The sequence below is a fragment of the Pseudomonas costantinii genome, assembly GCF_001870435.1.
GTDB lineage: Bacteria > Pseudomonadota > Gammaproteobacteria > Pseudomonadales > Pseudomonadaceae > Aquipseudomonas > Aquipseudomonas costantinii.
In genome coordinates this window covers 101,902-126,712 of sequence record NZ_MDDR01000016.1, presented here as the reverse complement: position 1 = coordinate 126,712, position 24,811 = coordinate 101,902, and the positions used below count along the sequence as shown (strand labels likewise).

Sequence of the window (24,811 nt, the reverse complement as noted above, 5' to 3'; positions counted from 1 at the left end):
CATGAAAGTCGAACCAGGGCTCTACCAGCATTATAAAGGTCCGCAGTACCGCGTTTTTAATGTGGCACGGCACTCCGAGACCGAAGAAGAAGTGGTGTTCTACCAAGCACTGTATGGCGATTACGGCTTTTGGGTACGCCCTTTGAGCATGTTCCTGGAGACCGTCGAAGTTGACGGCAAGCAGGTCCCGCGCTTTGCTTTGGTCCAGGTCGAACCCAGTCTTTTTTCAGGGCAATAACGGCAGGCCGCGCAGAATACGGCGCTTGACCTCACCTTGTTGCCACTATATATAGCGTTGCCGCGACAGGCGCCAACTGCCTCTCTCTTCTCGAATTCAGGAATTTTCCGATCCATGGGCAAATCGCTGGTCATTGTGGAATCCCCGGCTAAGGCCAAGACCATCAACAAGTACTTGGGCAACGAGTACGTGGTGAAGTCGAGTATCGGCCATATCCGAGACCTGCCCACCAGCGGTTCGGCTAGCGCCAGCAAGGAGCCTGCCGCCAAGCGCGGCAAGGCGGCTGCGGGCGAAGGTCCGGTGCTCACCCCTAAAGAGAAAGCGCGCAAGCAGCTGGTCTCGCGCATGGGGGTGGACCCGGATCATGGCTGGAAGGCCAAGTACGAAATCCTTCCAGGCAAGGAAAAAGTCATCGAAGAGCTGCGCCGGCTCGCCAAAGATGCTGACACCATCTATCTCGCAACCGACTTGGACCGCGAAGGGGAAGCCATTGCCTGGCACCTGCGGGAAGCCATCGGTGGTGACGACAGCCGCTACAAGCGTGTGGTGTTCAACGAAATCACCAAAAAAGCCATCCAGGAAGCCTTCTCCAAGCCGGGGGAACTGGATATCGACCGCGTCAACGCCCAACAGGCCCGTCGTTTCCTCGACCGCGTCGTGGGTTACATGGTCTCGCCACTGCTATGGGCAAAGATCGCCCGTGGCCTGTCCGCCGGCCGTGTGCAGTCGGTAGCGGTCAAGCTGGTGGTGGAGCGTGAGCGCGAGATTCGTGCGTTCAACCCCGAAGAATACTGGGAAGTCCACGCTGACCTCGGCACCGCCAAGGGCGCCAACGTGCGCTTTGAAGTGGCCCGCGAGAAAGGCGAGGCTTTCAAACCGCTGAACGAAGCCCAGGCCATGGCCGCGCTGGAAAAGCTCAAGGCTTCCAGCTACAGCATCGTCAAGCGTGAAGACAAACCGACCAGCAGCAAACCGTCGGCGCCGTTCATCACCTCCACCCTGCAACAGGCAGCGAGTAACCGCCTGGGCTTCGGTGTGAAGAAGACCATGATGATGGCCCAGCGTCTGTACGAAGCCGGCTACATCACCTATATGCGTACTGACTCCACCAACCTGTCGGTGGACGCGGTCGCGATGGCGCGTACTTATATTGAAAGCGAATTCGGCAAGAAGTACCTGCCGGAGAATCCGAACGTCTACAGCAGTAAGGAAGGCGCACAGGAGGCTCACGAAGCGATTCGTCCTTCCGACGCTAACACCGAGCCCTCCAAGCTGAGTGGCATGGAGCGCGACGCTGAGCGCCTCTACGAGCTGATCTGGCGCCAATTCCTGGCGTGCCAAATGCTGCCGGCGCAATACTTGTCTACAACCGTCAGCGTGGCGGCTTCTGACTTCGAGTTGCGCGCCAAGGGCCGTATCCTCAAGTTCGACGGCTACACCCGTGTCATGCCGCAAATCGCCAAGCCTGGCGACGACGATGTGCTGCCGGACATGGCCCAGGGCGACACGTTGAAGCTGATCAAGCTCGACCCGTCCCAGCACTTCACCAAGCCACCGGCGCGTTATTCGGAAGCCAGCCTGGTGAAAGAGATGGAAAAACGCGGTATCGGTCGTCCTTCGACCTATGCGGCAATCATCTCCACCATTCAGGACCGTGGCTACGTCGCGCTGCACAACCGTCGTTTCTATTCGGAAAAGATGGGCGACATCGTGACTGAGCGTTTGTCCGAGAGCTTCTCCAACCTGATGGACTACGGCTTCACCGCCGGCATGGAAGAGCACCTCGATGACGTAGCCCAGGGCGAGCGCGACTGGAAAAATGTGCTCGACGAGTTTTACGGTGACTTCAAGAAAAAGCTCGAAGTGGCCGAAAGCCCTGAGAGCGGCATGCGCGCCAATCAGCCGGTGATGACCGACATCCCGTGCTTGACCTGCGGTCGCCCGATGCAGATTCGTACCGCGTCTACTGGTGTGTTCCTTGGGTGCTCGGGCTACAGCCTGCCGCCGAAAGAGCGCTGCAAGGCTACCGTGAACCTGGTGCCGGGTGATGAAATTGCGGCCGATGACGAGGGTGAGTCCGAGTCGCTGGTACTGCGTGGCAAACACCGTTGCCCGATCTGCAGCACGGCGATGGACGCGTACCTGCTGGACGAGAAGCACAAGTTGCACATCTGCGGTAACAACCCGGATTGCAACGGCTACGAGATTGAAGAGGGCACCTACCGCATCAAGGGCTACGAAGGTCCGAGCCTGGAATGTGACAAGTGCGGCAGTGAAATGCAGCTCAAGACCGGCCGTTTCGGCAAGTTCTTCGGTTGCACCAATGCGACCTGCAAGAACACGCGTAAGCTGCTGAAAAGCGGCGATGCGGCTCCACCGAAAATGGATCCGGTGAAGATGCCTGAACTCAAGTGCGAGAAGGTCAACGACACTTACATCCTGCGTGACGGTGCTTCGGGCTTGTTCCTGGCGGCCAGCCAGTTCCCGAAAAACCGCGAGACCCGTGCACCGCTGGTGCTGGAGATCGTGCCGCACAAGGATGAGATCGATCCTAAGTACCACTTCTTGTGCGAGGCGCCGAAGAAGGATCCCGACGGTCGTCCGGCCGTGATCCGCTACAGCCGTAAAACCAAGGAGCAGTACGTGCAGACCGAAGTGGACGGCAAGCCTACCGGCTGGAAAGCTTTCTACGACGGCGGCAAGTGGAAGGTCGAGGACAAGCGCCAGGGCGCTTGATCGACTAATCTACGAACGACAAAGGCCGCCTGTATAGGCGGCCTTTTTTTGCGCTTGCAGTGCGTTCGGCTGATCCGTGACACTGTTGAGCCAGCATCACGCTTATTCGTTGTGGAGATTGCCGTTATGGCCAACGAACTCTATACCCGTACCAACCAGAAAATTTACTTCGCGGGTTTGTCCCTGGAAGCCCTTGGCCGTGCCGAGGAAGGGAAGGAGATGAATGCCATTGCGCTGGTCCAGGCTGGGCGTGAAGCGGCGTTATTTCACCTCTACGGCGCTTTGCTGGGGCTGTGCCATGAAATCGCCGGGTTCTATCGATTGCCGCAGGCCGGTTCACCCCGTGCGGAGCTGATCATGACCCGTGAGGTGCTGGAGAGCATGGCCATCCCTGAGTTGGCCGAGTTAGTGGAAATGGCCCAAAGCCCTGACAGTTGGGTAGCGCGTCTGCTCAAGGCTCATGGCGACATGTTCCAACCGCCACGCATTCCCCATGTGCCCAAGGGTGACGTGACGCAGCCGCTGATTGTAGCCGTTGCCCTGGAGGAGGATGAACCCAAGCCACTGAGCCGTAAAGAGCTGGAAAGCTGGCGTCAGGAGCTGAAAAAGTTGGCGCTGCGGTTTCGCGAAGGGTTGAACGAGTGCTGAGACGCCCTCATTGTTTTGGGTAGATTCAGATAACACCATTCATCAAGCCGTAAAGAAACCTGTGCAGATCCTCAGCGAGGCTGGGTGGATGACTGATATAATCCCGGCCTTTCGTGGAGAACAGACTTTTATGCCGACGTCCTTTCTGGAAATTGTTGAACTGCCTGACGGCCGAATCGAGCTGCGCCGGGCTGAGGACGAGGGTTCTCTGGTTATCCTGGATTTTTCAGAGGACGCAAAAGCGTTCCTGCAAGGCCAGCACGTGGAAGTGGCTAAAGCCATGTTGAGCGTTGGTGTGCAGATGGCAGGTCGTTTGGCGGAAGGCGAACCGGAGAAGGAAGACGGCTCGCGGGTTCTTCACTGATTGCCGGTGAGACTTTATGGCGAGCGAGCTTCTGTGGCGAGCGGGCTTGCCCCGCGTTGGGCTGCGAAGCGGCCCTAAATAGAATTAACGCGGTGCATCAGGTATTCCACGGTGCTTGGTTTTGGGGCCGCTTCGCAGCCCAACGCGGCGCAAGCCCGCTCGCCACAACAAGCCCACAGGCAACAAAATAACCTCCGCAGAGCTAGCCTGCCGCTATTCCTATTACCCCAATCGAATATTCAAGCTCTGTGCATCGCCCGTACGCGCGGCGCTGATCAGTTGTTGCTTGGCAGTGGCATTCAGCGGGTTCAGCCAGCTCACCACGGTGTGGCTACGGCCCAGGCGCAGGGCCTCGCAGGTCAATTGCTGGGCGCTTTGCGTGCCGCGTGGTTGCAGCAACAGGATGCGCTCGCGGTTGAGGCCGGCGTCCCGCAGCCAGGCCTGGGTCAGGCTGGCGGGCGGGGCAATCAGCGTCAGCCAGCGGGCGTCCTGTTCCTCGCTCAATTCCCGAAGGATCGGCGCCAGCAGGCTCAGGCAGCTCCCGGCAGCACCGCGCAACGACAATTCACTGAACGCCTCTGGTTCGGCGCCCCAGGGCGCCTCGACCGTATCCTTGAGGATGGGCGCAAGGGGTTGGGCCATAAAGGCCTCGAACAGCGAGAGTTGTGTCTGTTGTGGGGTGTGCATGAACTGCATGGTGCCTCCTTTAGCGGCGAATGACGCCGACGCTCAAGCCTTCGATCACCAGGTCCTGATCTTTCAGGTTCACTTCAATCGGGGCGAACTCAGGGTTCTCGGCCAGGAGCCAGACCTTGCTGCCTTCACGTTTGAAGCGTTTGACGGTGACTTCATCGCCGATACGGGCGACGACGATCTGGCCATTACGGGCTTCGCGAGTGGTGTGGACGGCCAGCAGGTCGCCGTCGAAAATGCCCACGTCCTTCATGCTCATGCCATGGACCCGCAGCAGGTAGTCGGCGCGAGGATGGAAGAAGGTCGGGTTGATGTTGCAGGACTCCTCGACGTGCTGCTGCGCGAGGATGGGTGCACCCGCGGCGACGCGACCGATGATCGGCAGTGTCGATTCGTCGGCCTTGGCTTCGAAGCCAGGGATACGAATACCGCGCGAAGCACCTGGGGTCATCTCGATCGCGCCTTTGCGAGCGAGGGCCTTGAGGTGTTCTTCGGCAGCGTTGGGGGACTTGAACCCCAACTCCAGCGCAATTTCCGCTCGTGTCGGCGGGTAGCCGTTGTCATCGAGGCAGCGCTTGATAAAAGCCAGAATCTCAGCTTGGCGTGGCGTCAGTTTTAGCATGTTGATCGCTCTGTCTTTTTATACAGTGACTGGGATTATATACAGTGAACTTAACTTGGCAATCATCCTTTTTGGGTACTCCGCTGGACGGTCATTTGTTACTCGTCCTACAAAGCAGAGATAGCGCTGCCTACAGACCGGGAAGGATGTGATTAAATAGCGCCGAAATAGATGACTGCCCGGCCGGAAAACGGACCCGCAGGCTTGACAAGACACAACCTGAAACGTATGTTTCAAACAAGTGTTTGTCAGGCGGAGTAGCCATGGCCCAGTCGGAAACCGTTGAACGCATTCTCGATGCTGCCGAGCAATTGTTCGCGGAAAAAGGATTTGCTGAAACTTCATTGCGGCTGATTACCAGCAAGGCTGGGGTCAACCTCGCCGCAGTGAATTACCATTTCGGCTCGAAAAAAGCCCTGATCCAGGCGGTGTTTTCGCGCTTCCTGGGGCCTTTCTGCGCCAGCCTCGACCGTGAGTTGGAGCGCCGCCAGACCAAGCCGGAAAACAAGCCAAGCCTGGAAGACCTGCTGGAAATCCTCGTTGAGCAAGCACTGGTCGTTCAACCACGCAGCGGTAACGACCTGTCGATTTTCATGCGCCTGCTGGGCTTGGCGTTCAGCCAGAGCCAGGGCCACCTGCGGCGTTACCTGGAAGACATGTACGGTAAGGTGTTCCGCCGCTATATGCTGCTGGTCAACGAAGCCGCCCCGCGTATTCCGCCGATCGAACTCTTCTGGCGCGTACACTTCATGCTCGGTGCAGCGGCGTTCAGCATGTCTGGGATCAAGGCGCTACGCGCTATTGCCGAGACTGATTTCGGCGTCAATACCTCGATTGAACAGGTGATGCGCTTGATGGTGCCGTTCCTCGCCGCCGGCATGCGCGCCGAAACCGGTGTGACCGACCAAACCATGGCTGCTGCACAGTTGCGCCCACGCAGCAAATCGACACCGGCCGTCGCCAAGGTGTGATCGACCCGGGTGTGCGCCGCCGCTTGCATCCGCTAAGCTAGCCGCCATGCCGATTTCAGCTATTTACTCGCAACCCGTTGTTTTCACCCCGCGCCCCTCCTGGATGGCGCGTCGTGAGGGCAACGGGTTGTGTGCGTTATTTAAGGAAGGTTTATGACTGCTGCCCTGCAAGGTTCATTGATGGCCGACGTTGCCGGTACTTGGCTGACGGCCGAGGATCGCCACCTGTTGCGCCAGCCTGAAGTGGGCGGGCTGATCATTTTTGCACGCAATATCGAGCATCCACGCCAGGTGCGGGAGTTGAGCGCGGCGATCCGTGCCGTGCGCCCGGACCTGTTACTGGCCGTCGATCAGGAAGGCGGTCGCGTACAACGATTGCGCCAAGGTTTTGTGCGCCTGCCGGCCATGCGTGCGCTGGCGGACAACCCCAACGCTGAGTACCTGGCCGAACAATGCGGCTGGATCATGGCCACCGAAGTGCTGGCGGTCGGTCTCGACCTGAGTTTCGCCCCGGTGCTGGACCTGGATTATCAACGCAGCGCCGTGGTCGGTACCCGCTCGTTCGAAGGTGACCCCGAGCGCGCCGCCGTGCTCGCCGGTGCTTTTATCCGTGGTATGAATAGCGCCGGTATGGCCGCCACCGGTAAACACTTCCCTGGCCACGGTTGGGCTGAGGCGGATTCCCACGTTGCGATTCCCAATGACGAACGCAGCCTGGAACAGATTCGCGCCAATGACTTGGTGCCTTTCGCACGACTGAGCAAGCAGTTGGCGGCGGTGATGCCCGCGCACGTTATCTACCCACAGGTCGACGCACAGCCGGCCGGTTTCTCGCGTCGCTGGTTGCAGGACATTCTGCGCGGCGAGTTGCAGTTCGATGGGGTGATTTTCAGCGATGACTTGTCCATGGCCGGTGCCCATGTGGTCGGCGACGCCGCTAGCCGTATTGAAGCTGCGCTGACCGCCGGTTGCGATATGGGCCTGGTGTGTAACGATCGTGCGGCTGCTGAGTTGGCGCTGAGCGCTGCGCAGCGGATGAAGGTTACGCCATCGGCTCGGATTGCGCGGATGCGCGGTCAGGCGATTGCTTCGACGGACTATAAGCAGGATCCGCGCTGGTTGGCGGCGCTTACTGCGTTGCGGGATGCCCAGTTGATCGACTGAAAACCGCGTCGCGCCCTTCGCGAGCAAGCCCGCTCCCACATTCGATCGCAGTTCTTCAGGATGTACGCGGTCAAGTGTGGGAGCGGGCTTGCTCGCGAAGGTGATCTAACAGTCAGCGCTTGTCTTGCTTATGGGGCAACGGCGCAAACAACGCCTCGATATCTTCGTTGCCCAACTGCCAATCCCCGGTCGTACGACCATCCAGCACGCCCGCCGCCAGGTCTGACTTTTCCTTCTGCAAGTGCTGAATCTTCTCCTCAACGGTGCCGCGCGCAATCATCTTGTAGACGAACACCGGCTTTTCCTGGCCGATGCGATACGCGCGGTCGGTGGCCTGGTTTTCCGTGGCCGGGTTCCACCACGGGTCATAGTGGATCACTGTGTCCGCTTCCGTCAGGTTCAGGCCTACACCGCCAGCCTTCAGGCTGATCAGAAAAATCTGCAACTTGCCGCTCTGGAAGTCTTTCACCGGTGTGCGCCGGTCGCGGGTCTGGCCGGTCAGTAGCGCGTAGGCAACGCCGCGTTTTTTCAGCTCTACCTCGATCAGGCTGAGCATCGAAGTGAACTGGGAAAACAGCAGGATTCGGCGACCTTCGGCAAACAACTCTTCGAGCATTTCCATCAGGCTATCGAGCTTGCCCGAACTGCTGCCACGGGCGGGTAGGGTGGCGTCGTTGACCAGTCGCAGGTCGCAGCACACCTGGCGCAATTTCAGCAGCGCTTCAAGAATGATGATCTGGCTGCGCGCCACGCCTTTGCGGGTGATTTCGTCGCGGACCTTTTTATCCATCGCCAGGCGCATGGTTTCGTACACGTCACGCTGGGCCTCGTTGAGGTCGACCCAATGAATAATCTCGGTCTTGGGCGGTAATTCCGTCGCCACCTGTTCCTTGGTGCGGCGCAACAGAAAGGGTTTGATCCGACCGTTCAGGTGCTGCAATCGCACATCGCTGGCGCGCTTTTCGATGGGCACGCGGTAGTCGCGGTTGAAACTTTTCACGTCGCCCAGCCAACCCGGTAGCAGGAAGTGGAACAGTGACCACAACTCGCCCAGGTGGTTTTCCAGTGGCGTGCCGCTCAGGCACAGGCGTTGCCGTGCGTTCAGCTCGCGCGCCGCCTGGGCGGCCTTGCTGTTGGGGTTCTTGATGTACTGGGCTTCATCGAGGATCAGTACATGCAAGGGCAGGGCGGTGAGGTGTTCGATGTCCTTGGGCAACAAGGCATAGGTGGTCAGCAGCAGGTCATAGTCCTGCAGGCGCTTGTCATTTAAAGGCGCGAAATGTTTCTTACGCGACGCGCCGTACAGCGCCAGCACCTTGAGTTGTGGGGTGAAGTGCGCCGCTTCGTCGAGCCAGTTAGGGATCAGGCTGGTGGGCATCACCACCATGCACGGCCGATCCAGGCGCCCGGCGGCTTTTTCGCTGAGAATATGTGCCAGGGTCTGCAGGGTCTTACCCAGGCCCATGTCATCCGCAAGAATCCCGCCGACGTCCAATTGGCGCAGCGACTGCATCCAGCTCAAGCCTTCCAACTGATACGGACGCAAGGTCGCATTCAAGCCCTCGGGAGCCACGCAAGCGAAATCCTTGATGTCCCGCAGGCGCTGGGCGAAGTTGCGGATCTTCTCGCCACCTTCCCATTGCAGGGGCAGGTCTTCCAGCGGGTTCAGGCGAATCGCATCGGCCTTCGCCAGGCGGAGGGCTGTGGTGCCGGTTTCCTGTAGGTAAAACTCGCCGAGGGTCGCCAGCACCGGTTTCAGTCGGCCGTAGGGCAGCGCCACTTGCAGCGGGCCGTGGCCGTTGGGCAGGCCGGGAATATTCACCAGGATCAGTTCGTCATCGCGGCGTCGGGCGAGTTTTTCCGGGTTGAGGATTTCGGTGTGGGAGCGCATCAGGTTCAGCAGAATCGGCAGCAGGCTCAGCCGCTCACCGTTGACGATGATCCCCAGTTCCAGGTCGAACCAATCGCGTTCCGGGCCTTCATCGACAGTCGCGTACCAGTCGTCGACGGTACTCAGGTCGAAACCGAAATCTTCATCGATCTGCAGCTCCCAGCCCTCGGCGCGCAAGGTGGGCGATGCATTGAGGGTGAAGTTCAGCCAGGCGCTGTCATTGACCATCTCGAACAGCTCGCCGGCGCTTTCCGGCAGGGCCTTGCTCTGGCGCGTGGCGATTTTGAAACCCAGCAGACGCAGTTGCTCGCGATAGGTTTGTTCCCGTTCGGGATGCCGTTTGATCCTCAGGCTTTGGGTTTCCTGGCGCACGATGATATCGGCGTTTTTCTGCCCGCTGACGTAGTTGTCCAGGTAGTTGAACGACAGCGCCGCGCGGTGCTGGATATAGCGCTGCATTTTGCCGTTACGCGGTTCAAACGCACTGAATTCGACACTGGCCAGCCACAGGCGTGGGATCGGCGGGACATCTTCCATCACCACCTGCGGCAGTACTACACGGTTGTCCAGAACGGCCTGGAGTTTTTCCAGTAACTCGGCATCCTGGGCCGCCGCCGGGTAGGCCAGGGTTTCCTGGACCTTGAGCAGCACCGCAGCGATGTGTTTGCAGTTGGTGTGGACTGGGCAGGTGCAGCGGCTGTCCACCAGGATCAACGAGCCCTTGGCTGATTCGCGCAGTGAGATGGTCTGCCGATAAACGTTACCGCCCGAGCCTTCGCAGCTGGCAACGATGGTGCTGTCACCGGACTCGACGATCCGCACCCGGTTTTCCAAGGCGTAGCGCCGGCCGCGCTCAAGGCTTTGCTCTTTAAAGCGATTGGCCCACGAGGGGGCCAGGGGTTTGGTCAACGACGACGTCAGGGGCATGGCGTTGGATCAGTCCTGAATGTCGGGCGGTGGTGCGGTAGGTGGCTTGGCGGTCAGCGAGGTGATCTTGATCAGCAGCGCCAAGTGGCCGCCGTCCAGGTAGTTGAGTTGGTTGTTCTTGGTGCGAACGTCCGTCTGGCTCAGGTGTTCACTGGCGATCACGCTGCCGTTGCCGTCGAACTGGTTGATCCAGAAATGTGCGTCGATATCAGTGAAGCGGCCCAGTTGCAGGTTCAGCACGCCTTCGAGGGGAAACTGGCCGAACTGTTCCTGGCCGTCGGTGATCGCGATCTTTACTGGTTGATCGCCGAGGTTCTGCTCCCAAGCCTTGTGTGCGAGCACGGTGTAACTGCTATCGGCCGTGAGCTTTTCGACGATGTTGTTCAGGCGCGGCGGGCTGACTTTGTCGGTGCCCAGGCGCACTGCGCCGGCATCCCAGTTTTCAGGCGCGGCGCGGCTGTTGATCACCGGCTCCGCATTCTGGCGCACCAGGATCATTTCCACTTGGTATGGGCTATCGGCAAATGCCGAAGGCGCCAGTACCACCAACAACAGGCTCAGAATGCGGAACAGGCGCATGGGGGCGTCCTTCAAGCAGATTTCGGGATGAGGCGCTCAAACAGCGCCTCCAATGTATTAAAGCGTTCCTCGGCGCGTTCCATCGGCACCATGAACTTGAACAGCGTAGCCCCTTCGAACTTGTAGCGGTTGGGCTGGCCCTGGATCAGCTTGATCAGCACCAGCGGGTCCACCGGCGTTTGCGCTTCGAATTCGATGCGCCCACCCTGCGGCCCGGCGTCGACTTTCTTTATTCCAAGTTGCTCGGCTTGCAACTTGAGCAGCGTCAGGCGCACCAGGTTCTTGGTCGGTTCCGGCAATAGGCCGAAGCGGTCGATCATTTCCACCTGCAGGTCCTTGAGGCCTTCTTCGTCGGTGGCTGAAGCGATGCGCTTGTACAGGATCAGCCGCGCATGCACGTCCGGTAGATAGTCTTCGGGAATCAACGCTGGCAAGCGCAGGTTGATTTCCGGACCGCCGCCCAGGGGTTGGTCGAGGTTCGGTTGCTCGCCTTTGCGGATGGCTTTCACCGCGCGTTCAAGCATCTCCATATAGAGGGTGAAACCCACGGCCTGGATCTGCCCGCTCTGGCCGTCACCCAGCAGTTCGCCGGCGCCACGGATTTCCAGATCGTTGGTGGCCAGCACAAAACCAGCGCCCAGGTCCTGGGTGTTGGCGATCGCTTCCAGACGCTTTTCCGCATCCGTGGTGATCTGTTGGCGTGGCGGCGTCAGCAAGTAGGCATACGCTTGGTGGTGACTTCGGCCGACACGGCCACGCAACTGATGTAATTGTGCCAGGCCGAACTTGTCGGCACGCTCGATGATGATGGTGTTGGCGCTCGGCACGTCGATGCCGGTCTCGATGATGGTCGAGGCGATCAGCACGTTGAAGCGCTTGTGGTAGAAGTCGCTCATCACCTGTTCGAGCTCGCGCTCGCGCATCTGCCCGTGGCCGATAGCGATTCGCGCCTCCGGCACCAGTTCTGCGAGGTCGGCGGCGCATTTTTCGATGGTCTTCACGTCGTTGTGCAGGTAATAAACCTGGCCGCCGCGCAGCAATTCCCGCAGCAGCGCTTCCTTGACCGTGCTTTTGTTCTGTTCCATCACGAAGGTGCGCACCGACAGGCGACGTGCCGGCGGTGTGGCGATGATCGACAGGTCGCGCATGCCCGACACGGCCATGTTCAGCGTGCGCGGAATCGGCGTGGCGGTGAGGGTGAGGATGTCGACTTCGCTGCGCAGGTTTTTCAGCTGCTCTTTCTGACGCACACCAAAGCGGTGTTCTTCGTCGATGATCACCAAACCCAGGTTTTTGATCTTTACATCTTCCGACAGCAGCTTGTGGGTGCCGATCACGATGTCGATCTTGCCTTCGGCGAGGTCAGCGACGGCGGCGTTCACTTCCTTGGCGGACTTGAAGCGGCTCATCACTTCAACGCTCACAGGCCAGTCGGCAAAGCGGTCGCGGAAACTGTTGTAGTGCTGCTGGGCGAGCAGGGTGGTCGGCACCAAAATCGCCACTTGCTTGCCACCATGCACGGCAATAAAAGCCGCGCGCATGGCCACTTCGGTCTTGCCGAAGCCCACATCGCCGCAGACCAGGCGGTCCATCGGCTTGGGCGCGAGCATGTCCGCGCGCACCGCTTCGATAGTGGTTTGCTGGTCCGGGGTCTCTTCGAAGGCAAAGCCTGCGCTGAAGGTCGCGTAGTCGGCTTTCGGGTCGGCGAACGCATAGCCTTCGCGGGCTGCGCGGCGCGCATAGATGTCGAGCAGTTCGGCGGCGACGTCGCGCACTTGTTCGGCAGCTTTGCGCTTGGCTTTCTGCCAGGTCTCGGAGCCCAGGCGGTGCAACGGCGCCAGTGCATCGTCGCTGCCGGTGTAGCGGGCGATCAGGTGCAGGCTGGCCACCGGCACGTAGAGCTTGGCGCCCTCGGCGTATTCCATGGTGAGGAATTCGGCGGCCTGGTTGTCGATCTCCAGGGTCTGCAGGCCCAGGTAGCGGCCCACACCATGGTCGATATGCACCACCGGCGCGCCTTCGCGCAGTTCGGTGAGGTTCTTGATCACTGCGTCGTTGTTGGCGTCGGCGCGTTTTTCACGGCGGCGGCGCTGCATCACGCGTTGGCCGAACAGCGGGCTCTCGGCGATCAGTGCCAGTGCCGGGTCATCCAGCAGCAAGCCTTCATCCAGCGGCGCGATGGTGATCGCCAGGCGGTCTTTGCCTTTGACGAAATCCGGCCAGCTATCGACGGTCTTTGGCCGCAGTTTCAGGCGCTCCAGCAGTTCCAGCAGTACCTCGCGACGGCCGGCGGATTCGGCAGTAAACAGCACGCGGCCGGGGAAATCGCCGAGGAAGTTGGACAGCGCTTCCAGTGGCTGCGTGGCTTTGGCCTGGATCGCCAGATCCGGCAGCGTCCCCGCGGGGAAGCGCTCACGGCCACTGCCGGCTTCCACGTCCTGTTGGCTGGCGACCACGCGCGGCCAGTTTTTCAGGCGGGCGAAGCAGTCTTCCACTGGCAGGAACAGCTCAGCGGGCGGTAACAACGGGCGGGACGGATCGACGCGGCGTTCTTCATAGCGATTGCGCACGTCGTTCCAGAAGTTTTCCGCCGCCTGCTCGATGCCCGGCAGCGAGAACACTTGGGTGTCCTGCGGCAGGTAATCGAACAGGGTGGAAGTTTCGTCGAAAAACAGTGGCAGGTAGTACTCGATACCGGCTGGTGTAATCCCACTGCTCAAGTCCTGGAAGATCGGGCAGCGACGGAAGTCCACATCGAAGCGTTCACGAAAACGCGCCTTGAAGCGCGTGACCGCGTCTTTTTGCAGCGGGAATTCCCGCGCCGGCAGCAGCTTGACCGAGTCGACCTTGTCGATGGAGCGCTGGTTTTCCGGATCGAAGGTACGCAGGGTCTCGATTTCGTCATCGAACAGGTCGATGCGATACGGCAGTTTGCTGCCCATCGGGAACAGGTCGATCAGTGCGCCGCGTACGGCGAATTCACCGTGCTCGTACACCGTGTCGACGCAACGGTAGCCGCTGGCTTCCAGGCGCGTGCGCATCTGCTCTACATCAAGTTTCTGGCCGACATCCAGCACCAGGCTGCTGCCCAGCAGGAACTTGGTCGGCGCCAGGCGATGCAGGGCCGTGGTGATCGGCACCACCAGCACGCCGTGGGCCAGTTCCGGCAAGCGGTACAGGCTGGCGATGCGCTGGGAAATGATGTCCTGGTGCGGCGAGAACAGGTCGTAGGGCAGGGTTTCCCAGTCGGGAAAATGCAGCACCGGCAAATCGGGGGCGAAGAAGCTCAGCTCCTGCTCCAACCGTTCGGCGCTTTGGCTGTCGGCGGTGAGCAGCAGGGTAAAGCGCTTGGCTGCGCTGGCAGCCTCGGCAATGGCCAGGCTCAGGGCGGCACCGGGCAGGTTGCCCCAGTGCTGTTTACCTGCCGCGGCAGGGAGAAGCGGTAGACGCAGAACGGGCACGGAAGGTTGAGCTCCAAGCGTTGCGACAAAGTCGGTAATTGTAACGGCCCGAGGTGCCGCCTGTCAGTTGCTGACTGAGCCTATTACGGTTTGTAGGAAATGTAGTGGCTAAGACAAACAATGGTGGGTTTTGACTCAATATGTAGTGCCAAAAAGCGCGAGGTTTTCGGAGGGTTACGGACAAGTTGCCCTACTCGTACAAAAGGTGGTCTTCTGAAACCCGCGTATTTACTGGGCTCCAGCGCGGTGTCAATTTTTCGCAAGCGCTTTTTGTTGGCTGGCGCGCATTGCTCCGCGTGCAGTCGAGCGGCATAATGTAGCCCCTTTTTTCTGCCCCTACATGTGGAAGGTTCCCGTGACTCAGAAGCCCGACCAGTGTCTTGGTGAATGGATCGACCGTGAAGCGCTCGCTGAAGCGATGATTCCGCTTATCGGTCAGCTGTACCGCAATAACAATGTGGTGAGCTCGATCTATGGCCGCAGCCTGATCAACCAGTCAGTCATCGCGATTCTCAAAGCCCACCGCTTTGCGCGTCACCGTTCCGCCGACGACAGCGAACTCTCCGTCCACGAAACATTCCCACTGCTTAAAGCCATGAGCGAGCTCAAGCTCGGCGCGGCTTCGGTAGACCTGGGCAAGTTAGCTTACAAATTCCGCAACGAAGGCAATGGCCGCACGGCCGAGCAGTTCGTGCGTGAAGAAATGGCCGACGTGGTTGGCCAGCAAAACGCCGCAGCCCGTAAAGGCACCGACGTTGTCCTGTACGGCTTCGGTCGTATCGGCCGTCTGCTGGCGCGCATCCTGATCGAAAAAACCGGCGGCGGCGACGGCCTGCGCCTGCGTGCCATCGTTGTGCGCAAAGGCGCCGACAACGACCTGACCAAGCGCGCAAGCCTCTTGCGTCGCGACTCGGTACACGGTCCGTTCAACGGCACCATCGTCATCGACGAAGAAAACAACACCATCACCGCCAACGGTAACCTGATCCAGGTGATCTACGCGAAGAACCCGGCTGAGGTGGACTACACCCAGTACGGCATCAAAGACGCCCTGCTGGTGGATAACACCGGTGTGTGGCGTGACGCCGAAGGCCTGGGCCAACACTTGGCCTGCCCGGGTATCGATCGCGTTGTTCTGACTGCGCCTGGCAAAGGCAAGCTGAAGAACATCGTGCACGGTATCAATCACGGTGAAATCACCGCTGACGACAAGATCGTGTCCGCCGCTTCCTGCACCACCAACGCCATCGTGCCGGTGCTGAAAGCTGTGAATGACAAGTTCGGCATCGTTAACGGCCACGTCGAAACCGTTCACTCGTACACCAACGACCAGAACCTGATCGATAACTTCCACAAAGGCGATCGCCGTGGCCGTAGCGCCGCGTTGAACATGGTGATCACCGAGACCGGTGCTGCGACCGCTGCTGCCAAGGCTCTGCCTGAGCTGGCCGGCAAGCTGACCGGTAACGCGATCCGCGTTCCGACGCCTAACGTGTCGATGGCCATTCTCAACCTGAACCTTGAGAAAGCCGCTACCCGCGAAGAGATGAACGAGTACCTGCGCTACATGGCGCTGCACTCCGATCTGCATAAGCAAATCGACTACGTCAATTCCCAGGAAGTGGTCTCCACCGACTTCGTTGGCTCGCGCCACGCCGGTGTGGTGGACGCTGAGGCGACCATCACCCAGGACAACCGCGTTGTTCTGTACGTTTGGTACGACAACGAGTTCGGCTACAGCTGCCAGGTAGTTCGCGTGATGGAAGACATGGCTGGGGTTAACCCGCCTGCGTTCCCGCGCTAAGCACCCGCAGCAAATGAAAAAGCCCCGATTGGTTCGGGGCTTTTTTATGTCTGGGGTTTTTGTGGTGAATGCTAGGGCCTCTTCGCGAGCAAGCGGTCTGTCAGGCGCCGCGTACCACCGAAGCCTGCGCCGTCCTCAGTTCATGGCGATTGCCTTTGAACAGCACCAGCGTTGCGATCAACCCCAGAACCGCTGCGCCACTGAGCCAGATCCCAGGCGCCGCCTTGTTATCCAGCACATGGATCAAGTAGGTGCAGGCCGCCGGTGTAAACCCACCAAACGTCGCCGTCGCCAGGCTGTAGGCCAGGGAGAAGCCGGTCGTGCGCACTTCAACCGGCATGATTTCGGTGAGCGCCACCACCATCGCACCGTTGTACGAACCGTACAGGAACGACAGCCACAACAGCACGATCAGCAGATGGCTGAAGCTCGGGTTGACCACCAGCCATGAAAGCGCCGGATACGCCGTGAGGATCGCCAGAATGGTCGCGCCGAGCAGTAGGGGTTTGCGCCCGATTTTATCGGACACAGCACCCATCACCGGCAACCAGATGAAGTTGGAGATGCCCACGCACACCGTCACCAGCAACGCATCGAAGTCCGACAAATGCAGTTCAGCCTTGCCGAAGGTCGGGGTGTAGGCGGTGATCAAGTAGAACGACACGGTGGTCATCACCACCAGCGCCATGCCGGCGATGACGATGCCGAAGTTCTGACCGATCGAACGGACGATTTCCTGCAGGGTAGGACGGTGTTTACGTGCCTGGAACTCAGGGGTTTCCTCCAGGGAGCGGCGAATCACGAAGATCACCGGCACGATCAGGCAGCCGATCAGGAACGGCACGCGCCAGCCCCAGTCACCCATCTCTTCGGGGCTGAGCCAGTGGTTCAGGCCAACGCCGAGCAAACCGGCGAACACCACGGCGGCTTGTTGGCTGGCAGATTGCCAACTGACGAAAAAGCCTTTGCGACCCGGTGTGGCGATTTCCGCCAGGTACACCGACACACCGCCCAGCTCGACGCCGGCGGAGAAGCCTTGCAACAGGCGGCCAAACAACACGATCAAGGGGGCTGCCACGCCCAGGGTGGCGTATCCAGGCACGCAGGCAATCAGGATGGTACCGGCGGCCATCAGCGCTAACGTGATCACCAGGCCTTTTTTACGGCCGTGGCGGTCGATGTAGGCGCCGAGGAAGATCGCGCCCAGCGGTCGCATGAGAAAGCCTGCGCCGAACGTCGCCAGGGACAGCATCAGGGAGGCAAAGGCGCTGTCGGCGGGGAAGAAGGTCTTGGCAATAGCCGTGGCATAGAAGCCATAGACCATGAAGTCGAACATTTCGAGGAAGTTACCGCTGACAACGCGAAAGATCGCCTTGCCTTTGCCCGTTGAAGTGGACATGTCATTCACTCATTTTGGCTGTCTTATTAGTAATCCCTGGTCATTATTCGTCCTTGCTGCAGTTTTGTAACCATATGTGTATTGGCCATCACCCGCAACAGGATCCGATAGCGAGCTGACTAAATACGGGGTTATGTACATGATCGTTCCCATGCTCTGCGTGGGAATGCATACCGTGACGCTCCGCGTCACCTTGCGCAGAAATGGAGAGTGGCGTCGTTTGGCGGGACGCGGAGCGTCCCAGGCGGCGTTCCCACGCAGAGCGTGGGAACGATCATAGTTCCGGCATTGGTTTGATCAGTTGAGGAGGGTGTTGCGTAGGCTGTCCGACAGGCCCTTGGGTGCCAGCCAGATGCCGAGATAAGCCTTGGCCAGCTCATCGTTGCGACTGCTGAACACCACTTGATTATTGATCTCCAGGTTCAGCCCGCGCCCGGGGCGAAAGTCCAGGGCATACCGATCGCCGCTGCGGATGTTGCGAAAACCGGCATGCAGTTGGTCCAGTTCTGGCTTCAAGCGGGCGAGGGTGGCGCTGGTTTGCTGACGCTCGATGGTCGTGTTGGCGGCCTTGATCACATCGGTGCGGTCGATGTCGCGAAAGTAATACAGCGCCAGGCGCAGGTCTTTTTGCTGATCCCAGGCAGCTTTCGCGCTCGTGTCGACCGGGGAATACAGGGCGGCCGCGTACACATCCGCCCAGAGATAAACCAGCACCGTCTGGTTTTTCAGGACCAATTCATGAAATTGTGCAGGGAAAGCCGCCTGCCGAAGCCGGTCTGTCTCACTGGCTTGCACCGTTAGCGAAAAAATCAGCAATAAACAGAAAACGACATGCCGCATAATGGCTCGTCCTGCAAAGGTGCGTGTTTAGCAGTGTAATGCCAGTTTCCTGTTCCTGAAGTAAAGGCAGGACTGGCCTACGACGCGACCAAGGGTTAATGTGCGCGGCGTTGAGCCTTATATAGACTGTGCCCCGGTTCACACACTTGAGCCAAATTGCCCTTCATGACCGCTGGCCGCGGCATGATTTAGCCCGGCGTCCAACCGTACGCCTGGCCTGTTTTGAGGAGTACGCATGGCTGTCTACAACTACGACGTGGTGGTACTGGGTTCCGGCCCGGCTGGAGAAGGTGCGGCGATGAACGCCGCGAAGGCGGGGCGCAAGGTGGCAATGGTCGATAGCCGTCGCCAGGTCGGCGGTAACTGCACCCACTTGGGTACCATCCCGTCAAAGGCCTTGCGTCACTCGGTGCGTCAGATCATGCAGTTCAACACCAACCCGATGTTCCGGGCGATTGGTGAGCCGCGCTGGTTCTCGTTCCCGGACGTGTTGAAAAGCGCCGAGAAAGTCATCTCCAAGCAAGTGGCTTCGCGCACCGGTTACTACGCCCGTAACCGTGTCGACCTGTTCTTCGGTACAGGCAGCTTCGCCGACGAGCAAACCATCGAGGTGGTGTGCCCCAACGGTGTGGTCGAGAAGCTGGTGGCCAAGCACATCATCATCGCCACCGGTTCGCGCCCATATCGCCCGGCCGATATCGATTTCCACCACCCGCGTATCTACGATAGCGACACCATCCTCAGCCTGGGCCACACCCCACGCAAACTGATCATCTACGGCGCCGGCGTGATCGGCTGTGAATACGCCTCGATCTTCAGCGGCCTGGGTGTGCTGGTGGAGCTGGTGGACAACCGCGACCAGTTGCTGAGTTTCCTCGACTCGGAAATCTCCCAGGCGTTGAGCTACCACTTCAGCAACAACAACATCACCGTGCGCCATAACGAAGAGTATGAGCGGGTCGAAGGCCTGGACAACGGGGTGATCTTGCACCTCAAGTCCGGCAAGAAGATCAAGGCCGACGCCTTGCTGTGGTGCAACGGTCGTACCGGCAACACCGACAAGCTGGGCATGGAAAATATCGGGGTCAAGGTCAATAGCCGTGGCCAGATCGAAGTGGACGAGAACTACCGCACCTGCGTGCCGAACATCTACGGTGCCGGCGACGTGATCGGCTGGCCGAGCCTGGCGAGCGCCGCGCACGACCAGGGCCGTTCGGCCGCCGGCAGCATCGTCGACAATGGCAGCTGGCGCTATGTGAATGACGTGCCGACCGGGATCTACACCATCCCGGAGATCAGCTCGATCGGCAAAAACGAACACGAACTGACCAAGGCCAAGGTGCCTTACGAAGTGGGCAAGGCGTTTTTCAAGAGCATGGCGCGTGCGCAGATCGCCGGTGAGCCGCAAGGCATGCTGAAGATTCTGTTCCACCGTGAAACCCTGGAAGTCCTCGGCGTGCATTGCTTCGGCTACCAGGCGTCGGAGATCGTGCACATTGGCCAGGCCATCATGAACCAGCCAGGTGAGCAAAATACCCTCAAGTATTTTGTTAACACCACGTTCAACTACCCGACCATGGCTGAAGCCTATCGGGTAGCGGCCTACGACGGCCTCAACCGGCTTTTTTGAGCGGCTCCGGCCGGTGGCCTGAGCCGGCCGGGGAGACCGATTTCAGTAATTCTCGAGGGTGGCAGTGGCCAAACCGGGAAAGTCTGTAATCAGGCTATCTACGCCGAAGTCGGCGAGCCTGCGCATCAGCGCAGGTTCGTTGACTGTCCACACGGACACGTGCAAATCCTGGCGCTGGGCTTTTTCCAGGCGCTCGGGGGTGCACAACGTCCAGTTCAACGCCAAATATTCACAGCCATAGTTCTGCGCGACCTTCAACGGGTCGAGCCAGGCGTATTCGGCCACCAGCCCGCGCGACAGGTCTGGGGTGAGTTCCACCGCCGCTTTCAGTACTTCCCGCGAGCTTGAGGTCACGGTGACCTTGTCCATGATGCCGAAACGTACGGCCATTTCCCGGATTGCCAGCACGGTAGTCGCGGCGCGGGTGCGTGAGGCGCTTTTGACTTCAAGCTGCCAGTGATCGAAGTCGCACTGTTCGAACAACTCCTCAAGGCGCGGAATCGGGCACGGCTTGACCCAGCCCGGGCCGCCTTTGCGTGCGTCCATCTTCACCAGGTCCGCCGCCGAATACTCGACGACTTTGCCACGCCGGTCGGCGGTGCGCTTGAGGGTCGGGTCGTGGATGACCATCAACTCGCCGTCCATGGACAGGTGCAAATCCAGTTCGCAGCGGCGTACGCCGTGCTTGAGACATTCCTGAAAGCTGGTCAGGGTGTTTTCCGGTGCTTCGCCTTTGGCACCGCGGTGGCCGTAAATCAGGGTCACAGTTGCTCCTTTGCGCCAGGTGTCCTGGCGGGGTGAATACGAATTCAGGTGTCTTGGGCGTCGCTTTGCTCGCGCGCCAGGCGTCGTTCCTGGGCTTGTTTCTGCAGGATGTAGCGCGCCAGCAGTTGGCGTTGGGCATCGGTCATGGATTCGAATTCCGTGCCTATGTCAAAACCTGTGCCCTTGGGGTCGCAATGGGTGACCCGTGCGCGCAGCAGCAAACCGAGCGCCTGGGGCATCAGCACCAGCTTGATCGCCAGGTGTGCGTCGGGCGCCAGGGCGGTGGGGTGCTGGAAGTCGATGCCACCTTCGGAAATGATCACCGGCTGCGGGGCGCCGACCTCGTCCAACAGGCCGCGTGCCATGATCTGGCTAAGCAGGTCCAGGCGTTTGTTCTGGACTTTGAGGAAGGCCGCCAAGCTGCGATCTTTCTCGCTGATCTGACGCAACAGGTGCTGGGCTTCGAATTCGCTGAGGTGCAGTTCACTCAGCAGATTGAATAGCGGCGAATCATCCAGCAACACTTCCTTGCTCGCCGCTTGGGGCGCGGAAAGGCTGCTGATTTGGAGTGCGATCATGTCGTCGATACGGTAGTATTCGCGGCGTTCTTCTTCATCTAATGTCGACATGGCGAACCCCAGGTAACGGTAATGGTCAGAGTGTAAAGCTGCTTACCAGACCCCGCCACCGGGACGTCTTCTTTTCCTCCGAACAAGCCCCGACATGTTCAGACCTCTCTTCGTATTTATCGGCACGCGTTATACCCGTGCAAAGCGCCGCAATCATTTTGTGTCGTTCATTTCCTTGACCTCGATGATCGGGCTCGCCTTGGGCGTGGTCGTGATGATCGTGGTGCTGTCGGTGATGAACGGCTTCGATCATGAGATGCGCACCCGCGTGCTGGGCATGGTGCCCCACGCGACCATCGAGTCCGATGAGCCTATCAGCGACTGGCAAAGCCTGGCCGACAAGGTCAAGCAGAACCCCAAGGTGGTGGCCGTCGCGCCATTTACCCAGATGCAGGGGCTGCTGACCAATGACGGCAAGGTGCAGAAAATCCTGCTCAATGCCATCGACCCGGCCCAGGAGCGCAACGTCTCGATCATCGACAAGTTCATGTTGCAGGGCAAACTCGACGATTTGGCGCCCGGCAGTTTTGGCATCGTGATCGGCGACAAGGCCGCGGCCAAGCTCGGCGTGGGCATCGGCGACAAGCTGACCTTCGTCGCCCCGGAAGTCACCGTGACCCCGGCCGGCATGTTCCCGCGCATGAAGCGCTTTACCGTGGTCGGCACCTTCCACGTGGGCGCCGGCGAGATTGACGGCTACCTGGGTCTGACCAACCTCACAGACCTGGCACGCCTGCATCGCTGGAAGCCGGATCAGGTGCAGGGCCTGCGCCTCAAATTCAACGATTTGTTCGACGCACCGCGCGCCTCATGGGAAATCGCCCAGCACTTGGGTGACAACTACTACGCTCGCGATTGGACCCGCACCCACGGCAACCTGTACCAGGCCATCCGTATGGAAAAAGCCATGATCGGCCTGTTGTTGCTGCTGATCGTCGCCGTGGCGGCGTTCAACATCATCTCCACGCTGGTGATGGTGGTGAACGACAAGAAGGGCGACATTGCCATTTTGCGTACCCTTGGCGCCACGCCGGGGCAGATCATGGCGATCTTCATGGTGCAGGGCACCGTGATCGGCGTGGTCGGCACCTTGATCGGCACCGCGGTTGGGATTCTGGCTGCGCTGAACGTCAGCGCCGCCATCGCCGCGCTTGAAAAGGTGATCGGCCACAAGTTTCTTAACGCCGACGTCTACTTCATCGACTACTTACCGTCCCAGGTTCAGGCCCAGGATGTGTTGATGGTGGGCGGCGCCGCGTTGGTCCTGAGTTTCCTTGCCACCCTGTATCCAGCCTGGCGCGCGGCACGTACCCAGCCAGCACAGGCCTTACGTTATGAGTGAATCGGGCATGAGTGAAAAAGCAATCCTGAGCTGCCGCAACCTTGGCAAGTCCTACGAGGAAGGTCCGGAATCGGTTGTGGTGCTGTCAAACCTGCAGTTGGAACTGCACCCGGGCGAGCGCGTGGCGATCGTCGGCAGTTCCGGTTCCGGCAAAAGTACCTTGCTCAACCTGTTAGGCGGCCTTGATACGCCGTCCCAGGGCAGCGTGTGGCTGGCGGGTGAAGAACTGTCGGCCCTCGGTGAAAAGGCCCGTGGCCAACTGCGCAACCGTTCGTTGGGTTTTGTGTACCAGTTCCACCACCTGCTGCCGGAATTCACCGCCCTGGAAAACGTGTGCATGCCGCTGTTGATCGGCAAGACCGCGATCCCGGAAGCGCGTCAGCGTGCTAAAGCCTTGCTGGAGCGTGTTGGTCTTGGCCATCGCCTGGAGCACAAACCGGCTGAACTGTCTGGCGGCGAGCGCCAGCGTGTGGCGATCGCCCGCGCCCTGGTCAACAACCCAGGCTTGGTGATGCTCGATGAGCCGACCGGTAACCTCGATTCCCACACTGCCCAGGGCATCAAGGACTTGATGCTGGAACTGAGCACCCAGATGCGCACCGCGTTTCTGGTGGTGACCCATGACATGAGCATGGCCCGCCAGATGGACCGCGTGTTGCACCTGCAGGAAGGTCATCTGGTCGCCATCTGACCCGTTTCAAGCCCTGCCTTGCGCCGGGCTTTTTAATTTTTTCAACGGTGCCCGCGAATGTTCAGACCGTTATCGATTTTCATCGGCACGCGCTATACCCGCGCCAAGCGCCGCAACCGTTTTGTCTCGTTTATCTCGATGACCTCGATGATCGGCCTCGCCCTGGGCGTGTTGGCAATGATCGTGGTGTTGTCGGTGATGAACGGCTTTCAGCGCGAAATGAGTTCGCGCATCCTCGGCATGGTGCCTCACGCGACTATCGTCGGCGTGAATCCGATCGATGATTGGCAGCCGGTCGCTGCAGCTGCAATGAAGAATCCGGAAGTGACCGCTGCGGTGCCGTTCACGCAGATGGACGGCATGTTCTCCTACAAAGGTGCAATGCAGCCGATCGAGATCAGCGGCGTCGACCCGGCCCAGGAAGGCAAGGTGTCGATCGTGGCCCAGCATATCGTGCGCGGCAATCTGGAAGACCTGAAGCCCGGCGAATTCGGCGTGGTCATCGGCGACATCACGGCACGGCGCTTTCGCCTGAATGTGGGCGATAAACTGACCCTGATTGTCCCGGAAATCAGCACTGCGCCGGGTGGTATCACCCCGCGTATGCAGCGGTTGAATGTGGTTGGTATCTTCAAGGTCGGCGCCGAGCTGGACGGTTCCATGGCCTTGATCCACATGGCCGACGCCGCCGAGATACAACATTGGCAGCCGAACCAGGTGCAAAGCGTGCGCCTGGCAGTGAAAGACCTGTATGCAGCGCCCAAAGTCTCGGCGGATATCGCCGCCAGCCTGGGCGCGGCCTACAAGCCGGATGACTGGACCCACACCCAGGGCAGTCTGTTCAGCGCGATGAAGATGGAAAAAACCATGATCGGCCTGCTGTTGCTGATGATCGTCGCCGTGGCTGCGTTCAATATCATCGCCACTTTGATCATGGTGGTGAACGACAAAGGTGCGGACATCGCGATCCTGCGCACCATCGGCGCCACGCCGCGCCAGATCATGGCGATATTTATGGTGCAGGGCACGGTGATCGGCATCGTCGGTACTTTGATCGGCGGCGTGCTCGGCGTGATTGCGGCACTGAACGTGAGTGAGCTGGTGGGTTGGCTGGAGCGCGTGACCGGGCAGCATATCTTCAGTTCAGACGTGTATTTCGTCAGCAACTTGCCTTCGGAACTGCAGGGCGGGGATGTGGTGCTGATTTGCACGGCGGGGTTTGTGTTGAGCTTTTTGGCGACGCTGTACCCGGCGTATCGGGCGGCGAAGATTGAGCCGGCGCATGCCCTGAGATATTCGTAAAGTCTAAAAATGATCGTTCCCACGTTCCGCGTGGGAATGCCGCCCCGGACGCTCTGCGTCCGCCGTTGAAGGGCGTGGCGCGGAGCGCCACAGGATGCAGCGTGGGAACGTCAAT

General features: G+C 59.8%; 20 protein-coding genes. 11 read left to right on the top strand and 9 right to left on the bottom strand.

Annotated elements, in window-relative coordinates; translation table 11 throughout:
- Position 1 precedes the first annotated feature (1 nt).
- The 4 genes from BFL40_RS08975 to BFL40_RS08960 all read left to right on the top strand — a co-directional run bounded on the left by BFL40_RS08975 (position 2) and on the right by BFL40_RS08960 (position 3,986).
- Entirely contained in the window at positions 2–238 is a 237-nt protein-coding gene (locus tag BFL40_RS08975) for a DUF1653 domain-containing protein (RefSeq protein ID WP_071483627.1), read from the top strand.
- A gap of 114 nt (positions 239–352) precedes the next feature.
- Complete coding sequence (gene topA / locus BFL40_RS08970) at positions 353–2,974, top strand: type I DNA topoisomerase (protein ID WP_071483626.1); 2,622 nt, start codon at positions 353–355, stop codon at positions 2,972–2,974.
- Positions 2,975–3,100: 126 nt separating this feature from the next.
- Positions 3,101–3,622 carry a DUF6586 family protein gene (locus BFL40_RS08965; protein ID WP_071483625.1) on the top strand — a complete coding sequence of 174 codons (522 nt, stop codon included), beginning with the start codon at positions 3,101–3,103 and terminating at the stop codon, positions 3,620–3,622.
- A gap of 130 nt (positions 3,623–3,752) precedes the next feature.
- A complete protein-coding gene (locus tag BFL40_RS08960) occupies positions 3,753–3,986 on the top strand; it encodes a hypothetical protein (RefSeq protein WP_032889274.1) in 234 nt (77 codons plus the stop codon).
- 222 nt (positions 3,987–4,208) lie between these two features.
- Here the strand turns inward: BFL40_RS08960 and sulA are convergent, their stop codons facing one another.
- Together sulA and lexA are read right to left on the bottom strand one after the other, a co-directional pair.
- Positions 4,209–4,682, bottom strand: a complete 474-nt coding sequence (sulA, locus tag BFL40_RS08955; RefSeq protein ID WP_071483624.1) for an SOS-induced cell division inhibitor SulA — start codon at positions 4,680–4,682, stop codon at positions 4,209–4,211.
- Between the two features lie 10 nt (positions 4,683–4,692).
- A complete protein-coding gene (gene lexA, locus BFL40_RS08950; RefSeq protein WP_003172575.1) occupies positions 4,693–5,301 on the bottom strand; it encodes a transcriptional repressor LexA in 609 nt (202 codons plus the stop codon).
- A 263-nt stretch (positions 5,302–5,564) separates the two neighbouring features.
- On the opposite strand from lexA, the gene BFL40_RS08945 reads away from it, so the two are divergent.
- Entirely contained in the window at positions 5,565–6,272 is a 708-nt protein-coding gene (locus tag BFL40_RS08945) for a TetR/AcrR family transcriptional regulator (RefSeq protein WP_071483623.1), read from the top strand.
- Positions 6,273–6,425: 153 nt separating this feature from the next.
- Positions 6,426–7,436: a beta-N-acetylhexosaminidase gene (gene nagZ, locus BFL40_RS08940; RefSeq protein WP_071483622.1), complete on the top strand. Its 1,011-nt coding sequence runs from the start codon at positions 6,426–6,428 to the stop codon at positions 7,434–7,436.
- A 112-nt stretch (positions 7,437–7,548) separates the two neighbouring features.
- On the opposite strand, the gene BFL40_RS08935 is transcribed toward nagZ, so the two are convergent.
- The 3 genes from BFL40_RS08935 to mfd are packed head-to-tail and all read right to left on the bottom strand — an operon-like array spanning position 7,549 to position 14,294.
- Positions 7,549–10,254 carry a DEAD/DEAH box helicase gene (locus BFL40_RS08935; RefSeq protein ID WP_071483621.1) on the bottom strand — a complete coding sequence of 902 codons (2,706 nt, stop codon included), beginning with the start codon at positions 10,252–10,254 and terminating at the stop codon, positions 7,549–7,551.
- Between the two features lie 9 nt (positions 10,255–10,263).
- Entirely contained in the window at positions 10,264–10,833 is a 570-nt protein-coding gene (locus BFL40_RS08930) for a CsiV family protein (RefSeq protein WP_071483620.1), read from the bottom strand.
- Between the two features lie 11 nt (positions 10,834–10,844).
- On the bottom strand, positions 10,845–14,294 hold the full coding sequence (mfd, locus tag BFL40_RS08925; RefSeq protein WP_071483619.1) for a transcription-repair coupling factor: 3,450 nt from the start codon (positions 14,292–14,294) through the stop codon (positions 10,845–10,847).
- 340 nt (positions 14,295–14,634) lie between these two features.
- On the opposite strand from mfd, the gene BFL40_RS08920 reads away from it, so the two are divergent.
- A complete protein-coding gene (locus BFL40_RS08920; protein ID WP_071483618.1) occupies positions 14,635–16,098 on the top strand; it encodes a glyceraldehyde-3-phosphate dehydrogenase in 1,464 nt (487 codons plus the stop codon).
- Between the two features lie 100 nt (positions 16,099–16,198).
- Here BFL40_RS08920 and BFL40_RS08915 read toward each other — a convergent pair whose 3' ends face one another.
- Complete coding sequence (locus BFL40_RS08915; RefSeq protein ID WP_071483617.1) at positions 16,199–17,497, bottom strand: MFS transporter; 1,299 nt, start codon at positions 17,495–17,497, stop codon at positions 16,199–16,201.
- Positions 17,498–17,794: 297 nt separating this feature from the next.
- Entirely contained in the window at positions 17,795–18,337 is a 543-nt protein-coding gene (locus BFL40_RS08910) for a chalcone isomerase family protein (protein WP_071483616.1), read from the bottom strand.
- Positions 18,338–18,572: 235 nt separating this feature from the next.
- On the opposite strand from BFL40_RS08910, the gene sthA reads away from it, so the two are divergent.
- Entirely contained in the window at positions 18,573–19,967 is a 1,395-nt protein-coding gene (gene sthA / locus BFL40_RS08905) for a Si-specific NAD(P)(+) transhydrogenase (RefSeq protein ID WP_071483615.1), read from the top strand.
- A 42-nt stretch (positions 19,968–20,009) separates the two neighbouring features.
- On the opposite strand, the gene BFL40_RS08900 is transcribed toward sthA, so the two are convergent.
- The gene (locus BFL40_RS08900; protein WP_071483614.1) at positions 20,010–20,732 is read right to left on the bottom strand and encodes a glycerophosphodiester phosphodiesterase; all 723 of its coding nucleotides are present in this window, start codon (positions 20,730–20,732) and stop codon (positions 20,010–20,012) included.
- Between the two features lie 44 nt (positions 20,733–20,776).
- On the bottom strand, positions 20,777–21,361 hold the full coding sequence (locus tag BFL40_RS08895) for a PilZ domain-containing protein (protein WP_071483613.1): 585 nt from the start codon (positions 21,359–21,361) through the stop codon (positions 20,777–20,779).
- Between the two features lie 94 nt (positions 21,362–21,455).
- Here BFL40_RS08895 and BFL40_RS08890 point away from each other — a divergent pair, with 94 nt between their 5' ends.
- Genes BFL40_RS08890 through BFL40_RS08880 form a run of 3 tightly spaced genes read left to right on the top strand, consistent with a single transcriptional unit; the run spans position 21,456 to position 24,696 of the window.
- Positions 21,456–22,703, top strand: coding sequence for a lipoprotein-releasing ABC transporter permease subunit (locus BFL40_RS08890; RefSeq protein WP_071483612.1), 1,248 nt, complete (start codon positions 21,456–21,458; stop codon positions 22,701–22,703).
- Between the two features lie 7 nt (positions 22,704–22,710).
- Complete coding sequence (gene lolD / locus BFL40_RS08885; protein ID WP_017477213.1) at positions 22,711–23,394, top strand: lipoprotein-releasing ABC transporter ATP-binding protein LolD; 684 nt, start codon at positions 22,711–22,713, stop codon at positions 23,392–23,394.
- A gap of 57 nt (positions 23,395–23,451) precedes the next feature.
- A complete protein-coding gene (locus tag BFL40_RS08880) occupies positions 23,452–24,696 on the top strand; it encodes a lipoprotein-releasing ABC transporter permease subunit (protein WP_071483611.1) in 1,245 nt (414 codons plus the stop codon).
- Positions 24,697–24,811 lie beyond the last annotated feature (115 nt).

Bases quoted from the DNA above. Each gene is read 5' to 3' on its own strand.
- BFL40_RS08975 (WP_071483627.1), top strand. From the start codon at position 2: ATGAAAGTCGAACCAGGGCTCTACCAGCATTATAAAGGTCCGCAGTAC.
- topA (WP_071483626.1), top strand. From the start codon at position 353: ATGGGCAAATCGCTGGTCATTGTGGAATCCCCGGCTAAGGCCAAGACC.
- BFL40_RS08965 (WP_071483625.1), top strand. From the start codon at position 3,101: ATGGCCAACGAACTCTATACCCGTACCAACCAGAAAATTTACTTCGCG.
- BFL40_RS08960 (WP_032889274.1), top strand. From the start codon at position 3,753: ATGCCGACGTCCTTTCTGGAAATTGTTGAACTGCCTGACGGCCGAATC.
- sulA (WP_071483624.1), bottom strand. From the start codon at position 4,682: ATGCAGTTCATGCACACCCCACAACAGACACAACTCTCGCTGTTCGAG.
- lexA (WP_003172575.1), bottom strand. From the start codon at position 5,301: ATGCTAAAACTGACGCCACGCCAAGCTGAGATTCTGGCTTTTATCAAG.
- BFL40_RS08945 (WP_071483623.1), top strand. From the start codon at position 5,565: ATGGCCCAGTCGGAAACCGTTGAACGCATTCTCGATGCTGCCGAGCAA.
- nagZ (WP_071483622.1), top strand. From the start codon at position 6,426: ATGACTGCTGCCCTGCAAGGTTCATTGATGGCCGACGTTGCCGGTACT.
- BFL40_RS08935 (WP_071483621.1), bottom strand. From the start codon at position 10,254: ATGCCCCTGACGTCGTCGTTGACCAAACCCCTGGCCCCCTCGTGGGCC.
- BFL40_RS08930 (WP_071483620.1), bottom strand. From the start codon at position 10,833: ATGCGCCTGTTCCGCATTCTGAGCCTGTTGTTGGTGGTACTGGCGCCT.
- BFL40_RS08920 (WP_071483618.1), top strand. From the start codon at position 14,635: ATGTGGAAGGTTCCCGTGACTCAGAAGCCCGACCAGTGTCTTGGTGAA.
- BFL40_RS08915 (WP_071483617.1), bottom strand. From the start codon at position 17,497: ATGTCCACTTCAACGGGCAAAGGCAAGGCGATCTTTCGCGTTGTCAGC.
- BFL40_RS08910 (WP_071483616.1), bottom strand. From the start codon at position 18,337: ATGCGGCATGTCGTTTTCTGTTTATTGCTGATTTTTTCGCTAACGGTG.
- sthA (WP_071483615.1), top strand. From the start codon at position 18,573: ATGGCTGTCTACAACTACGACGTGGTGGTACTGGGTTCCGGCCCGGCT.
- BFL40_RS08895 (WP_071483613.1), bottom strand. From the start codon at position 21,361: ATGTCGACATTAGATGAAGAAGAACGCCGCGAATACTACCGTATCGAC.
- BFL40_RS08890 (WP_071483612.1), top strand. From the start codon at position 21,456: ATGTTCAGACCTCTCTTCGTATTTATCGGCACGCGTTATACCCGTGCA.
- lolD (WP_017477213.1), top strand. From the start codon at position 22,711: ATGAGTGAAAAAGCAATCCTGAGCTGCCGCAACCTTGGCAAGTCCTAC.
- BFL40_RS08880 (WP_071483611.1), top strand. From the start codon at position 23,452: ATGTTCAGACCGTTATCGATTTTCATCGGCACGCGCTATACCCGCGCC.